Source organism: Ensifer sp. ENS10 (assembly GCF_014852025.1).
In the GTDB taxonomy this organism is placed as follows: Bacteria; Pseudomonadota; Alphaproteobacteria; order Rhizobiales; family Rhizobiaceae; genus Ensifer.
Genome location: NZ_JACVAS010000004.1, coordinates 96,240 through 111,627 on the forward strand (window position 1 = coordinate 96,240; position 15,388 = coordinate 111,627).

Genomic DNA, 15,388 nt, shown 5'->3' on the forward strand with positions numbered 1-15,388 from the left:
TTATCCCTTCACCGACGATCCGACCGCGCCATCCATGATGTAGCGCTGGGCGACGAAGAACAGCGCGAGTGGCGGCAGGCAGAGGATGACGGTGATCGCGGCGATCGAGGTCACGTCCACCTCGTGCAATCCCTTGAACATCGAGAGGCCGAGCGTCAGCGTGTATTTCGACTGGTCGTTGAGGAAGATCAACGGGCCAAGATAGTCGTTCCAGGCGTTCATGAAGTGGAAGGTGCCGACCAGCACCAGCGCCGGCATCATCAGCGGCAGATGGATGCGCCAGTAGATGTCGAAGGCGTTGGCGCCATCCATGCGCGCGGCCTCGTCGATCTCCATCGGCACGGTCATGATGTACTGCCGGAGCAGGAAGACGAAAAAGGCGTCGGCAAAGTAGGCCGGCACGATCAGCGGCTTCAGCGTGTTGATCCAGCCGAGCAGGTTGAACTCCATGTAGAGCGGGATCATTTTCACGTCCCAAGGGATCATCATGGTCGCCAGCAGCAGGATGAACAGCGGATCGCGACCGGGAAAGCGGAAGCGGGCAAAACCATAGGCAACCAGCGACGAGGAGATCAGCTGGCCGATCGTCGACAGCACCACCACGATCAGTGAGTTGGTGAGGTAGGTGCCGAATGGCTGCTTGTTCCAGGCGGCGGCAAAGTTCTCCCAATGCCATTCGGACGGCCAGAAGACCGGCGGGAACTGGTAAAGCTCGGCGGAGCTTTTGATCGCCGTCATGAAGGTCCAGTAGAACGGCGCGATGAACAGCGCCGAGAGCAGGATGAGCGTGGAATAGAGCAGCGTCTTACGCATTGTTCTCTCCATCGTTCTGGCGAACTTCGCCTTCGTAATAGACCCAGGCGGCCGACCAGCGCATGACGCCGAGGCTGAGCATGAGCACGATGATGAACATCACCCAGGAGCCGGCGGCGGCGTAGCCCATGTCGAAGTACTTGAAGGCGTTGTCGTAGATGTACATGGCGAAGAAATAGGTGGAGCCGAGCGGTCCGCCCTTGGTCAAGAGAAGCGCGATCGTCAGCTGCTGGAAGGCCGAGATGATCGAGGTAATGAAAGTGAAGAGCAGCATCGGACCGAGCATCGGCAGGGTGATGAACACCATCTGCGCCCAGCCGGGAACGCCGGAGACGGTCGCCGCCTCGTAGAGTTCCTTCGGGATGGCTTTCAGGCCGGTGAGCAAGATCAGCATGGTGCCGCCGAGGCCCCAGAGGCTGGCGATGATGATTGCGACGATCGCAAGGTTCGGATCGCCGAGCCAGTTCGGTCCGTCGATGCCGACGAAGGACAGCATGAAATTCAGAAGACCGTATTCCCTGCTGTAGATCCAGCTCCAAATCGTCACCAGGGCGACGCCGGAAATGACGCTCGGCAGGTAGAAGGCGGTGCGGAAGAAGCCGCTGGCAAAGGTGATGTGATGCAGCATCAGCGCCAAAAGGAACGACATGACGATGTTGAACGGCACATAGATCGCCGCAAACTTCACCGTGATCCACAGGCTTTCCCAGAACTGCGGGTCCTCGAACAGCATGGAACGATAGTTTTCGAGCCCGACGAAGCTGCGCTCGCCGACAACCGGCCAGTCGTAGAAGCTCATCGTCAGCGAGAAGACGAGCGGACCAAGCGTGAAGAACAGGAACCCGAGGATCCACGGGGAGATGAACAGATAGGGCGCTGCATAGCGCGCGATGGCGGAGCGCTTGCGCCTTGCCACCTTTGGCTCTGCACCGGCATAGGTCATATCCATCTCCCCGTACTCCCTTTTCTTACTTCATCAGCCGCTTCGAGCGGTTGACCGCATCGTCGAGATGCTGCTTGGCGTTACCCTGGTCGATCATCGTCGCCTCGATTGCGCGAGCGAGATTGTCCTGGACCTTGCCCCAGTTGGCGTTCTTCAGGAACGCGTGGGTCTCGGTGTTCGAGGTCGCGAGAATGTCGAAAAAGGGCTTGTAGATCGGGTCCTTGGTCATGCCCTTTTCTTCCGCAACGCTGGTGCGCACCGGCAGGTCGTTGACGCGCATGGCGACAGCTTCGGGTGAGGAGAAGAATTTGACGAATTCCCAGGCGAGATCCGGATGGGTCGCGTCCTTGGCGATCGAGATCGCCGAGACGCCGAGCGCCGAATGGGCGGTCTTGTCGCCGAACTTCGGCAGCGACGCGACGCCATACTTGATGCCTGAAGCATCGATGCCGGACTTCGACCACATGGCGCTCTGGAACATGGCGATCTTGCCGCCCTTAAAGAGCGTGCTGCCGGTTGTGTCGTCGCCGAGGTTCAGCGTGATCGCTTCCTGCTTCTTGGCCATGTCGGCGAACATGTCGAGCACTTGCGCTGCCGCATCGCTGTTCATGTAGCCGTCGATCTTTTTGCCGTCGTCGGAGATGTATTTGGTACCGTTCGACCAGAGGAACTGTTCGAAGTCATAGGGGTCCGGCTTGGCGTCGACGGCGAAGCCATAGACCTTGTTCGGCTCGTCGCGGAACTTGGCCGCCTTGGCGCGCAGGTCGTCCCAGGTCCAGCCGTCCTTCGGCTCCTCGACGCCGGCCTTGGCGAACATGTCCTTGTTGTAGAACACCACCTGGGTGGTGAAGCCCGACGGCATGCCGTAGGTCTTGCCCTCGACACGAACAGTGTTCATCAGGCCCTTCGGAAAGTCGTCCGGCTTGAGCTCGGCCGCATCCTTGGCGATCAGATCGTCCAGCGGCTTCAGCGACGTGTAGTATTGCGGGAAGTTCCACATATACATAACGTCAGGCGGGTTGCCGGCGCCGAACGCGGCGATCAGCTTCTGATCGTAACCATCCGCATAGGGCTCGACCTGGACCTTCACGCCCGGGTGCTTTTCTTCGAACTTCTTGGCGATTTCCTGCTGGATCGCCAGGCTTTCGTCCGTGTCCCAGGTTGCAAAACGCAGCACTTCTTCCGCGCGGGCCGTGGCGGCTCCGGCCATTGCCAGAACCATCAGCGAGCCGATGATGGACTTCCTGTTGAGCATGCTTCTCCTCCTCATTCGGGTTACGCGACCCGCTGCGCCTTTTCCTGATTGATCAGCGCCTGCGTCTCGGCATCGAGCCTGCGCGCGACCGCCTGGCCGTCGCCGTCGAACAGATGGCAATGTTCTGCCGGCAGGCGCAGGTGCACGCGCTCGCGGGCGGAAACCGGATGCGTGCCGCGGACGACAGCGGTCATGTCGCCGCCGTTCTCAAGGCTGATATGGACGTGGCTTTCGGTGCCTAGCCGCTCGACCAGGCGCACGTCGCCGACGAGATGGCTTTCTTCGGCCGAGACCAGCTCGATCTTGTCGGGGCGAATGCCGAGCGTGACGGATTTGGCTTTGGCAATCGGGGCTGCGGCCAGCATCTCGAGCTTGAGCGGATGGGCGAGACCGCCGCCGTTGAGCGTCACCGATGTATCGACCTGCCCGGTCACTTCGGTCGTGACGAAGTTCATGCGCGGCGAACCGATGAAGCCGGCAACGAACAGATTGGCCGGCTGGTAGAAGAGTTCGAGCGGCGTACCGAACTGGCTGACCTTGCCCTTGTCGAGCACCACGACACGATCAGACAGCGTCATCGCCTCGACCTGGTCGTGGGTCACGTAGATCATCGTCACGCCGAGACGTTCATGCAGTGCCGCAAGCTCGACGCGCATGGTGACGCGCAAGCCGGCATCGAGGTTCGACAACGGCTCGTCGAGCAGGAACAGCTTCGGCTCGCGCACGATGGCGCGGCCGATCGCCACGCGCTGGCGCTGACCGCCGGAAAGCTGGCGCGGCTTGCGGGCAAGCAGCTCCTTGATGCGCAGGATGTCGGCGGCATTGTCGACGCGGCGGTCGATCTCGTCGCGCTTCATGCCGTTCAGCGCCAGGCCGAAGGACAAGTTCTTGCGCACGTTCATGTGCGGATAGAGTGCGTAGTTCTGGAAGACCATGGCGATGTCGCGCTTGGCCGAGGAGACGTCGGTGATGTCGCGCTCGCCGAGGCGGATGGAGCCGCCATCCAGATCCTCAAGCCCGGCAATGGAGCGAAGCAGCGTGCTCTTGCCGCAACCCGACGGGCCGAGGAAGCACACGAACTCGCCGTCGGCGATATCGAGGTTGATACCCTTCAAGACTTCGAGCGAACCAAAGCCTTTGCGCAAATTTTCGATACGGATCGCTGCCAACGGGCCCTCCCTGCCGGCAAGCGCTTAGCAGAGGCCACCGGCACGAGCTATGCGCTTAGTTAAACGTTTATATGCACGATAAAAACGTTTAACTTTCTTGTAAAGCAGAAAATTGCGTCGATCCGATTTTGCTGTTGAGGGCCGTAAGCAATAAAAAGCGGCCGCTCGGGGCGGCCGTTTTTAGTCTTTTGTCTCAGACGCTTAGACGTCCGAGCGTTTCATCGAGCGCGTTGAGGAAGCGGTCGCAATCCTCGGCGCTGAAGGGCGCCGGAGGCTTAACCTTCAGCACATTGTGGTGCGGCCCCTCGCTGCTGAGCAGGATCCGATATTTCCGCTTCATCTCGGCGATGACGAAATCGAGTTCGCGTGCTGCCGGCTCCAATGTCTCGCGATCGCGCACCAGTTCGATGCCGTTGAAGAGACCGTGGCCGCGGACGTCGCCAATGATCGCATGCTTGCTGGCGAGCGCCCGCGCGCCATCCATCAGCCGGTCGCCGACGACCCGGCAATGATGCATCAGCCGCTCGTCGCGGATGACATCGAGCACGGCAAGGCCGATTTCGGCCGAAACCGGGTTGCCGCCGAAGGTGTTGAAATACTCCATGCCGTTGGCAAACGAGGCGGCGATCGCCTCTGTGGTGACGACGGCGGCCATCGGGTGGCCGTTACCGATCGGCTTGCCCATGGTGACGATGTCGGGCACCACGCCCTGCAGCTCGTGCGCCCACATATGACTGCCGACGCGGCCGAAACCGACCTGCACCTCGTCGGCAAGGCAGAGGCCACCGGCCGCGCGCACATGTGCATAGGCTTCCCGGAGATAGCCTTCCGGCAGTGTCAACTGCCCGCCGGTTCCGAGAATGCCCTCGCTGAAGAACAGTGCAGGGCGACGACCATCGGCCGCAAGTGCTGCCACCTGGTTACGCACGTCCTCGGCATATTTCCTGCCCGCGTGCTCATCACCGTAGCGGTAACGCCCGCGATAAAGGTCGGGCATCTCGGCGACCTTCACATGCGCCTGCTGCCCTTCCCCGCCCTTGCCGGCGAACTTGTAGGGGCTGACGTCGATCAGGCTCGACAGATGGCCGTGATAGGCGTGGTCAACGGTGATGATGTCGCGGTTGCCGGTATAGGCACGCGCCAAGCGGATGGCGAGGTCGTTTGCTTCGCTGCCGGAATTGACGAAGAAGCAGACGTTCAAGGGCTCCGGGAACTGCTCGGCAAGCCGGCGTGAGTACTCGACCAGAGAATCGTGCAGATAGCGCGAATTGGTGTTGAGCCGCTGCATCTGCGCTTGCGCCGCCCTAACGACGCGCGGATGGCAATGGCCGACGTGGCAGACATTGTTGACCATGTCGAGCCAGCGTGTGCCCTCCTCGTCGATCAGGCGCGCGCCCTCGCCGCCGACAATTTTCAGGGGTGCAGCGCTATAGGCGATGCTGAGCGACCGGCCGATGCGACGATGGCGCTCACGCACAAGGAATTCCTTGCCGCGCGGCACGATCACCGAAACTGGCACGGAGAGACCGAGCACCACGCTCGGATCCGGGCTCACTTCGCGCCATACCTGCCACTGGTCGCGCACGCCGACGCCATGCATCTGACCGCCGAGGCCGAGGTGATCGGTGACGATCTGGAAATGCAGATGCGGCGCCCAGTTGCCATTTTCCTCGGCCGCGCCCAAGGCGGCGAAGACCTCGCCCTTGGCGATCGCCTGCCCCACGGAGAGCTTGGCGACGCTTTCGCGTGACAGGTGGCCGTAGAGCGTCCAGAAGCAGACACCACCATCGATCTCATGCTCGAGCAGCACGGTCGGGCCGAAACCGTAGGGGACGGCGTCATCGTGAATGAAGGCGACCTTGCCGGAGAAGGGTGCCGAAACCGGCTCGTGCGCCGGCGCGAAGATGTCGACGCCGAGATGTACCGAGCGACGCGCGCCTTCCACCGATGTTTCGTAAGCCTCACCCTGATAGATGCCCCGGTCTTCGCCATAAAGACCGATGCCAAAGGCCGCACGCTCGCTGCCGATCTGCGCGGCTATGCGCGCCTCGGCTTCTGCGGCATCGAGGCTCGCCCATCGCGCGGCCTCCGGGGCGGATGCGGAGAAGTCGAACACAGCGACCTTCGGCTTAGCGACGTCAGGACGTACCATCGGCGCAAAATCGTGCGCGTTCTTCTCGAGCCAACGGACGACCGCGGCCGCATGCGGAAGCGGCGCCAAACCGCAGGCATCGCGGATGCGGGCAATGGCGATCGCCCGGTTCTCGCTCCGGAGACGTTTCAGTTCGCGCCAGACATCCTCCTGGCTGACGAGCAGGTAGGTATTCTCGGGGTTCTCGCGGATCTGCTTGGCCGCCATGCACATGCTGACGGCGTAGCGTGTGAGCACGAGATCGAAGACCAGTTCGACTTCGGTTTCACTCAGCGGATTGACGTGATGATAGGCTCCCGCGAGTGCCGCAATGGTCCCGACCGGATCCGCGGATCCAATCAGCGCGTAGGCCGACGCGACGGCGATTTCGATCACGCGCCAGGTCTCGACCATGTCGCCGAAGTCGAGCAGGCCGCTGACCTGGCCCTGGCCGTCGAGCAGCACATTGTAGTCGTTGGCGTCGTTGTGAATGACCTGCATCGGGCAGGTCGCAAGGCGAGGCAGGACAGCCAAAGCGAAATGATCAAGGATCGCGTCGACCGCCGCGCGCTTGTCCGGGCCGTCGATCAGTTCCAAGTGTTTGCGATGCATGTCGGCCCGGCCGATGTCCCAAGCATAGAGCCGCTTGGTGCCAGCGTGCGTGAAGCCTTCGAGGCTGCGATCAAGACCAGCCAGCAACCGTCCGAGGCTTTCGGCGCTCGCCGCGTCGCGCAGCGGCGCCTTCGCCCAGATGTCGCCCGGCAGCCATGAGAGTAGCCGCGCCGTGCGCGGGCCGCGAAGCTCGATCTTGCTGGTGACGGCGCCGGAGCGATCGCGAAACGCGCGTGAGACCGACAGATCGGATGCCTTGGCGGCAAGATGTTCCAGCACCGCCACCTGCATGTCGAGCTCGTCGGCGTCGCAGGTCGCGTGCAGCTTCAGCAGGTATTCCTGTCCGTCAACGTCCGAGACCCGGTAGTTGAGATCGTGCTCGCCCGGCAGCGGCGAGAGGCTCGCCTCGATGCCGTAGGTGTCGCTGAGCCAGGCGCGGATCGTCGCCAATTCCTGCTCGGTTCTCAAATCTCTCTCTGCCATTGTCTCTGCCCGTCCTGTCACCACGAAACCCGCCGCCCGTCATAGGCGCGGAAACTGCCGCTATCGGCCATATCTGCCCTGTCGATGATCGCCTTCAGCCCGGCAGCGCTCGCTGCCACCGAAACGACGGCATCGCTGCCACCCATATCCGTCTGCACCCAGCCGGGATGCAGCGACAGCACCGAAATCCCGTCGCCCTTCAGATCCTGGGCGAGCTTGACCGTCGCCATGTTCAGCGCCGCCTTCGAGCAGCGATAAGCGTAGTCGCCGTCGTCGTCGTCGAGCGTGCCCTCGGCGAGTGAGCCGGCGCGGCTGCTGATGTTGGCGACGACCCGACGCTCTCCATCCTTAAGGCTGGCAAGAAGCGCCCGCGTCACCAGAAGCGGCGCCAGCGCGTTGACGCGCATGACAGTGAGAAAGTCGTCCGTCTCAAGCGTTGGAAGGCCGCCCGTGTCGCCGCGCGCGGCGGCATTGTTGATCAGCACGTCGATCGCCACGCCCTGAAGCGCCCGTCCAACAGCCTCGATCGAGGCGGGGTCGGCGACATCCAGGTGAAACCGATCCGTTTCGTCCGTGCGCGGAATGGACCCCCGCGCACAGCCGAGAACGCGCCAGCCGTCCTCGGCATAGATCCGCGCCAGTTCTGCCCCGAGCCCGCGGGAAGCGCCTGTAATCAGCACGGTGCGATGTCTAGCGGTGCTTGATGTCATATTTCCGCTCGATCATGTTGACGAGGCTGGCGGCAGCCAGCGTCAGGAAGATGTAGAAGATCGCCGCCGAGTTATAGGGCGCGAACGGCAGGAAGCTTGCCGACTGGAACTCGCGCATGCGCTGGGTGATGTCGCGGATCGACAGGATCGACAGCAGCGACGTGTCCTTGAGGATCGCGATCAGTTCATTGCCGAGCGGCGGAATGATGATGCGGAAGGCCTGCGGCAGAACGACGAGGCGTGCCGTCTGCCAGCGGTTGAGGCCGATGCTGCGCGCCGCCTCGACCTGGCCGACCGGAATGGCGTTGATGCCCGAGCGGAAGATTTCGGCGAGATAGGCCGAGTAGGCAAGCGCCATCGCGACGATGCCGCGCATCAGGTTCGGCGGGTCGAGCACGCCTTGGGTCGCATCCTTGAGCGCGCCGCTCAAGGGCAGGCCGACATAGAGCACGATCACAAGCATGGGGATGCCGCGGATCGTATCGACGATGAATTCCGAACCGATCGCCAGCGGGTGGCGCTGATGCAGGTAGCCGCCGAAGGTCAGCAGGCCAAGAATGATGGCAAGCACGGCAACGGTGACACCCGCTGCCCGATCGCGGTCGTTCAGTGCTTCGGTCTTCCAGAGCACGGGCATGTCGGCTGGCGCGGAGGCTGCCGGCAGCAGTGCTGCCGAAACGCCCTCGCCCTTGGCGATCGAGGCCAGCGCCTCGGTTGGGCCGACAAAGGTGCGCACCGGGGTCTCCGCTTGCGGCGCGCCGTCATACTGGCCGAAACGCACGGCGCCGATCAGGCCCGCCGGTGTGTTGGTGACGATGCCGACCTTGCCCCCAAGCGTGCCGGCGAGCACGTAGGTATCGCGCGGCTGCAGCAGGAACCAGCCGGCGGCCAGCGCCAGCACCAGCGTAGCAATGGCGAAGTAGAGGCTGGTCCTGACCGTCGATCTGAGTTGCAGCAACCCGACCCAGACAAGGCCCATCAGCGCTGCCAGGATGTAGGCCGCTATCGCCGCACGGATGGTGGTCGCGACGCCCGCGGCAAATGCGATGTGGGCGAAGAAGAAGACGAAGACCAGACCCGCACCGTTGACAATACCGAGGATCCAGCGGGCAAGGCGCCGCACCCGGTCGTCAGGCGCTGAGCCTGAACGTTTGCTCAGGAAGAAAAGGCCGAGGCCGATCACGGTAACCGCGAAATAAAGTGGGAACAGCCACGCTTCGACGCCACGCACCATCAGATCGGCCGCCTCGGTCAATTGCCGTGGCGTCACGCCCTTGGCGATCAGTGTCGACTTGAACGGATCGACACCGTTGGCAACGACGGATGCGACGAAGGGATGGATGTTGTGGCCGATGACGAGGACGGCCGCCGCGGCAAGATTGAGCACGGCTGCGACATTGGCCAGTCGCGGACGCGGCGCCTTGGCGCGCGAGAAAACGAGCAAAGTGATCCCTGACGCAAACGCGATCGCCAGCGCCAGAAAGCCCGGCACGAAGGCCGACGAGCCGTTTTCGACACCGAGGATCGCTCTCAGCGAGCGTTGGTAGTCGCCGGAGGAAATGAAGAGATAGATGATGAAGGGCAGCGCGGTCAGGATGATGAGATTGCTCGGACGCACGCTTCTCAGGAACGACATTCATTCCTCCGGGGCATAGTAGACAGACGGAAGACCCGGAGTGCGAGCACGCGCTCCGGGTCCGATCGGCATTGTGAGCTTACTTGAGGCCCCAGTATTTGTTGACGAGCTGGTCGAGCGTGCCGTCGTCCTTGATCATCTTCAGGCCCTCGTTGAAGGCCGCAACGTTTTCGTCGCCCTTGCGGAAGACGAGACCGAGCGGATCGGATTCAAGGTCCTTGATCGCAACGACGAGCTCCCCGGCGAATTCGCGTTCGTAGGCGGCCGCATTGGCGCCGTTGATGACGACGCCGTCGACGTCCTTGTTCTTGAGCGCGATGATCGCGGCGCTGAAGGTATCGTAGGCGGCGACGTTCTCCTTGCCGACGACACCCTCGGCAACCTGGGCATCTGTCGTGTTCGCCTGGGCGGAAAGCTTTCTGCCGGCGTCCTTGAAGCGGTCGAGCGTGATGCCCTGGTCTTCAACGCGCATCAGCACCGCCTGGCTGTTGACGATGTAGGGATCCGAGAAATCCATCGCCTTCTTGCGCTCCTCGGTGATCGAGACGCCCGACGCGACGAGGTCGAAGCTGCCCTGGTCGAGGGCTGCGAAGATGCCGTCCCAGCCAGTCGTGACGAATTCGGCCTGGCAGTTGATCTTGGCGCAGACGGCGTTGACCACATCGACATCGAAGCCGACGACCTGTCCGGTCGCCGGATCGATGCTCTCCATCGGTGGCGAGGTCGTGTCGGAGCCGACCTTCAGCAGTTTGCCGCCGAGATCGGCGGCGTGAGACACGCTCGAAGCAAGGGCTGCTACAGCCAGGGCAATCATCAGTTTTTTCATGGTTCTCCTCCTTGGATAATTAGCTTTGGCTCAGGCGGCCGCCGAGATTGTCAGGCTGCCGCGCGATCAACGTCGGCCTGAAGACCTGCCGCAACGCCCCAGGGTCCTCCCCCTCCATGCGGCGCAGCAGGAACTGTCCGAGCGTGCGGCCGAGCACCTCGATCGGCTGGTAGAAGGTGGTGATCGGCGGCGTGAAGTAGGCGCTGACATTGATGTCGTCATAGGCGATGACGTCGACATCGACGCCGACCTGGCGGCCAAGGCTGCCAAGTCCCGAGAGCACGCCGAGCGTTGTGGATTCGTTGATGCAGACAAAAGCGGTCGGGGCATCGTCGAGCTGCAGGAAGTCGATCACCGTCTTCCGGCCGAAATGGGTCGAGAGGTCGCCCTCGGCGATCAGTTCCACCGGCGCATCGAGACCCGCCTCGCGGAACGCCCGGACAAAACCGTCGATCCTGTCGATCGCGTACGAGAGCCGCCGCTCCGGATTGACAAGCGCAATGCGACGGTGGCCACCGGCGATCAGTCGCGCGGTCGCCGCATGGGCGGCCCATTCGTTGTCGATGTCGACATGGGCATAGTCGAGATCCTTGTGGCAGCGCCCCATCGAGACGAAGGGGAAATGCTCGGCAACGAGCAGATCGATGCGCGGGTCTTCGGCGAGAATGCCAGAGAAGATCAGGCCATCGGCCAGCCCCTGATCGACGATCCGGCGCGCGGCTTCAGCACCATCGGCCGCATCGCGGATGACATGCACGGACATGCGATAGTCCGTGCCATCGAGCGCCTGGCTGATGCCGCTCAAGGTCTGGGTGTACTCGACGCCGTCCCACTCGTAGTCACGCGCGGCAGTGACCGGCATCAGCACGGCGGCTTGAAAACTCTTGCCGGTGCGAAGCGCCATCCCGCGCGCGTTGGCTTGGTAACCGACCTCGCGTGCCGCCTTGTAGATGATGTCTCTTGTCGCCGGGGCGACCACGGGAGATTCGCGCAGCGCCTTCGAGATCGTGGCGATGGAATAGCCCGTCATCTCGGCCAAGGTCTTGATTGTCGGCGTCGGTGTGCGCCGCACCCTGTGGATCTCAGTCGCCATGCACCCTCCCAGGCCCCGGCCTTCTCCTGGAGATTAGAGGTAGCAGCCAATAAAAACGTTTTCAAGGAAAATAAAAACGTTTTTATTTTGGATGATACGCATGCAGAAAAGGCGCGGTCGCCGCTAGCGGCACCGGCCTTGACCAGCGGGGCATCAATTTTTCAACGATTGAGAGATGCAGCTAGCTCAGTGAGCAGTATAGGCGCCGTCTACGAGGTGAACGCTTCCGGTGATGAAACTCGCCTGCTCCGACAACAGGAAACAGATCAGAGCCGCTACCTCGTCTGGCGTACCGCGACGTCCCATTGGTTGCAGCGACATCATGCGTCTACTGCTTGCCACGTCCGCATTCTCTGAAGAGAGCGGCGTGTCGATCCAGCCAGGCGCCACGGCATTGATGCGAACCCCAGCTCGGGCATACTCGATCGCGGCCGCCTTCGTCAGCCCAACCACTGCGTGCTTGGCGGCCGTATAGGCGGCAGCGGTCGGCAGCGCGACTGAGCCCAGAATGGAAGACGTGTTGACGATGGCGCCCCCACCTTGCGCCACCATGGCCGCGATCTCGTACTTCATACAGTAGAAAACGCCATGCAAGTTCACGTTCATCAATGCATGCCAGCCATCGAGTGGATAGTCGGCTGTCGCCTTGCGGATGCCTTCGATGCCGGCGTTGTTGACCGCCAGATGCAGACCACCACAGGTCTGCACGGCGAACGCCACCAGCTTTTCCACCGCGGCGGGATCGGCGACATCGGCCGCGACATCGTGGGCCTTGCCCCCGTTCGCGCGAATTTCTTCGGCAACCAGGCGCACGGCGGCAGCGTCAACATCCGCAGCAACTACTTCCGCTCCCTCAGCAGCGAGTTGCCGGCACACGGCTGCGCCAATTCCGGAACCGGCGCCCGTCACAAGCGCAACCTTCCCAGCGAAGCCTAGATTCATACTGTCATTCCTAACGTTTAGCTTTCGACCAATCCAGCGCGCGCGACATCGCAAGTCATTCCATGAAATGCACTCGAAGCCCCGATCTTCCAATCAAACAGCAGCAGCAACACACAAGAATCGCGATATTTTTTTACCCGATTCATGCACTGCACCCAGGCCCTCTTTCCAGATATACAGTCCTTTCTGTCCAATTCACCCGGAACGCGGGTGAAAAACCTGGAGTGTCATTATCTATCCTGTTGCCGGGTGTAGTTCATTGGAACTTGGACAGAGAATATTGTAATGCTAAAAAACGAATCGGGGCGCACCATTTTTCTCAGCAGGTAAAGATGGACAATCACCGCATTACACGGAGATTCCTGGTCATCGGCAGCCTTGGGCTGTTGGCCGGGTGCAGTTCAAGTTGGCCGCGCGTTTCGTTTCCATCCCTGTATGGCGGAACGCCCGGCGTCGATCGCCGCTACCGAAAACAACACGTCCGATACGACGGCAACGAGCCAGCCGGAACGATTGTTGTGGACACTACGCAACGCTACCTCTACTCGATCGAAGATGGTGGATGGGCGATGCGCTACGGAATAGGCGTCGGAGAGGAGGGCCTTACCCTCAAAGGCCAGGCCGTTGTCGGCCGAAAGGCCGAATGGCCGTCATGGACGCCGACCGCAAGCATGATCAGACGCAAGCCGGAGCTGGCGCAATACGCCGGTGGAGTTTCCGGCGGTCCCCACAACCCGTTGGGGGCCTCAGCCCTATACCTTTATCGCAACGGTCAGGATACCAAGTTCCGCCTCCACGGCACGAACGCACCTTGGACCATAGGGCAGGCGGTTTCCAACGGCTGCATCCGACTTACGAACGACGATATCGTTGATCTCTACGCGCGGACGCCTGTTGGAACTCCGGTATTGATCATTTGATGATGTACTCTATCTGAGTGCGGTATTGGGGTAAGGCCGACATGCATTTAAATCTTCAAAGTTTGGTAACGATAATCCGACTGACGAGTGTGCCCTTTCCGCACTAGGCCGAATCTCGAAATGCCACTAATACTATGAATGTTGCCTTCGAATAACCATTCCGATCACAGAGGGAAGGAAATATTGATGAGCAGAATTCTAATCGTAGCAGTTGCGTTGCTTTCCGTTGCCAGCCTCTCCGCTTGCGGAACAATCGGCAAAGGCAAAGGCAAGGCCCCGCCACCGGTGGCCGAAGAACCGGCGCCCGTCTACAAATAGTGACTGACGCTAATTCGGGGAGGATCTCACGGTCCTCCCCGCCCTGAATGATCGTGGCCGCCTTGGCCATGCGTCGTGGCGCGTGGATCGATAAGCCCAGGCGGCAAGTTCAAGTGCCCATTGGAATTCGGGAGATTTGGCGCAGTAATGACGCGTGTACTAGGTCGCATTCCGTTCGTCGTCTTAGCCGCCATGGCGGTTACGGCGTGCCAATCGCAAGACAAGGGCCCGCAGCCACGCTATGTCTCAAGCGTTGCGGGCAGCCCATCGCAACAGCGCGATCAGGGCTACTTCATCGAATTCCGCTCGCGTTATGCGCTCAGTTACGGCCATTCCTATGTGGTTTTTGGCCGCCTGACCAAGTCGGGAGCGATGGTCAATCCGGAAGTGGCGGGACTTGCTCCTGCAACAAACGACACCGCTCCCTACGTGCTGGGCCATGTTCTCCCCGTCCCGGCCGAGACGGGCGTGAGCGACGGTGACCTTGAGGACCGATACAGGTCTGCGAGCTGGCGCGTCATGTTGACCGAACCGGAGTACAGAGACGTCGTCGCCAAAATCCGAAAACTCAAGGCCGAAGCCAAGTTCTGGCATGCGTCGCTCTACAACTGCAACGCGTTTGTGGCCGATATCGCGCGTTCCATGGGATACAAGACACCGGGCATCTGGCTCAGGCCCCAGCAATTCATCACAAGGCTACGCGAGATGAATGGCGGGTAGGCTGACGAGGGCACAGACTCCTCGGCTATCAGGCGACCAAGGGTCAGATGCGCCATCGTTGGCTACGACCAGCGCCCCTCATGGTCGAGCCGACATCAGCCTTGGCGCGCACTCCTCAACTTTAGCACCTTGTCAGGTCGAAGCGGCGCATGGCAGTCTCGTCCTTTGCCGTTGCGGCGTACAGAAGCCCAACAAAAGCTTAGGTGAATCAACGTGAACATGTCTGTCGCTTCCATTGGCGAAATCGTGTGGGTCATAGGCATCGTTGCCTGGTATGTGGTTCGTTACCCATTCGAGCGCCGTGCAAAGCGTGTGCGGGTGATGAGCAGCCGCCGCTCGGTGACCGATACGATTGGCTTGGCTGCCGCTTTACTAGGCCTTGCGATTTTGCCTGGGTTCTACGTTGCAACAGGAATTCCCGCATTTGCCGACTATCCCGCGCATGCCTGGATGGTGGGGCTTGGGGGCCTGATCTTTGCTTTGGCTCTGTGGACGTTCCGTCGCACCCACAAGGAACTCGGCCGAAACTGGTCGATCTCGCTGGAAATCCGCGAAAAGCATCAACTGATCAGCAAGGGCCCGTATGCCGTCGTGCGCCATCCGATGTATACAAGCTTCCTGCTCATGGCGATCGGCCAGATGTTTCTGCTGTCGAACTGGGTGGCGGGCCTCTTGGGAGTCGCTGGTTTCGCCGTGCTTTTTTTCCTGCGTGTGGACAAGGAGGAGCGCCTGATGCTGGAATTCTTCGGTCCTGAGTATCGCGCCTACATGGACAGGACCAAGCGCATTATACCTTATCTTTACTAGAGGTGGCACG

The 15,388-nt window shown here is 61.4% G+C and carries 14 protein-coding genes; 4 read left to right on the forward strand and 10 right to left on the reverse strand.

Annotated elements, in window-relative coordinates; all coding sequences use genetic code 11:
- The 10 genes from IB265_RS16325 to IB265_RS16370 all read right to left on the reverse strand — a co-directional run bounded on the left by IB265_RS16325 (window position 1) and on the right by IB265_RS16370 (window position 12,613).
- The gene (locus IB265_RS16325) at window positions 1-813 is read right to left on the reverse strand and encodes a carbohydrate ABC transporter permease (RefSeq protein WP_057251719.1); all 813 of its coding nucleotides are present in this window, start codon (window positions 811-813) and stop codon (window positions 1-3) included.
- Entirely contained in the window at window positions 806-1,762 is a 957-nt protein-coding gene (locus tag IB265_RS16330; RefSeq protein ID WP_057251720.1) for a carbohydrate ABC transporter permease, read from the reverse strand. The genes IB265_RS16325 and IB265_RS16330 overlap by 8 nt, the downstream gene beginning before the upstream one ends.
- Window positions 1,763-1,781: 19 nt before the next feature.
- Window positions 1,782-3,011 (reverse strand): sugar ABC transporter substrate-binding protein, encoded by a 1,230-nt coding sequence (locus IB265_RS16335; RefSeq protein WP_057251721.1) that lies wholly within the window; start codon window positions 3,009-3,011, stop codon window positions 1,782-1,784.
- A gap of 20 nt (window positions 3,012-3,031) precedes the next feature.
- On the reverse strand, window positions 3,032-4,180 hold the full coding sequence (locus tag IB265_RS16340; protein ID WP_057251722.1) for an ABC transporter ATP-binding protein: 1,149 nt from the start codon (window positions 4,178-4,180) through the stop codon (window positions 3,032-3,034).
- A 193-nt stretch (window positions 4,181-4,373) separates the two neighbouring features.
- On the reverse strand, window positions 4,374-7,406 hold the full coding sequence (locus tag IB265_RS16345) for an aminotransferase class III-fold pyridoxal phosphate-dependent enzyme (protein WP_057251723.1): 3,033 nt from the start codon (window positions 7,404-7,406) through the stop codon (window positions 4,374-4,376).
- A gap of 17 nt (window positions 7,407-7,423) precedes the next feature.
- Window positions 7,424-8,086: an SDR family oxidoreductase gene (locus IB265_RS16350; protein WP_057251724.1), complete on the reverse strand. Its 663-nt coding sequence runs from the start codon at window positions 8,084-8,086 to the stop codon at window positions 7,424-7,426.
- Between the two features lie 10 nt (window positions 8,087-8,096).
- On the reverse strand, window positions 8,097-9,752 hold the full coding sequence (locus IB265_RS16355; protein WP_057251725.1) for an amino acid ABC transporter permease: 1,656 nt from the start codon (window positions 9,750-9,752) through the stop codon (window positions 8,097-8,099).
- A gap of 79 nt (window positions 9,753-9,831) precedes the next feature.
- On the reverse strand, window positions 9,832-10,578 hold the full coding sequence (locus IB265_RS16360) for a transporter substrate-binding domain-containing protein (protein WP_057251726.1): 747 nt from the start codon (window positions 10,576-10,578) through the stop codon (window positions 9,832-9,834).
- A gap of 19 nt (window positions 10,579-10,597) precedes the next feature.
- Complete coding sequence (locus IB265_RS16365) at window positions 10,598-11,671, reverse strand: LacI family DNA-binding transcriptional regulator (RefSeq protein WP_057251727.1); 1,074 nt, start codon at window positions 11,669-11,671, stop codon at window positions 10,598-10,600.
- A gap of 186 nt (window positions 11,672-11,857) precedes the next feature.
- A complete protein-coding gene (locus IB265_RS16370) occupies window positions 11,858-12,613 on the reverse strand; it encodes an SDR family NAD(P)-dependent oxidoreductase (RefSeq protein WP_057251728.1) in 756 nt (251 codons plus the stop codon).
- A gap of 332 nt (window positions 12,614-12,945) precedes the next feature.
- Here IB265_RS16370 and IB265_RS16375 point away from each other — a divergent pair, with 332 nt between their 5' ends.
- The 4 genes from IB265_RS16375 (at window position 12,946) to IB265_RS16390 (ending at window position 15,378) form a co-directional block, all read left to right on the forward strand.
- Window positions 12,946-13,533: a L,D-transpeptidase gene (locus IB265_RS16375; RefSeq protein WP_057251729.1), complete on the forward strand. Its 588-nt coding sequence runs from the start codon at window positions 12,946-12,948 to the stop codon at window positions 13,531-13,533.
- Between the two features lie 186 nt (window positions 13,534-13,719).
- Window positions 13,720-13,851, forward strand: coding sequence for an ABC transporter (locus IB265_RS16380; RefSeq protein ID WP_082615903.1), 132 nt, complete (start codon window positions 13,720-13,722; stop codon window positions 13,849-13,851).
- Between the two features lie 147 nt (window positions 13,852-13,998).
- Entirely contained in the window at window positions 13,999-14,571 is a 573-nt protein-coding gene (locus IB265_RS16385; RefSeq protein ID WP_057251730.1) for a hypothetical protein, read from the forward strand.
- Window positions 14,572-14,790: 219 nt separating this feature from the next.
- Window positions 14,791-15,378 carry a protein-S-isoprenylcysteine O-methyltransferase gene (locus tag IB265_RS16390; protein WP_057251731.1) on the forward strand — a complete coding sequence of 196 codons (588 nt, stop codon included), beginning with the start codon at window positions 14,791-14,793 and terminating at the stop codon, window positions 15,376-15,378.
- Window positions 15,379-15,388 lie beyond the last annotated feature (10 nt).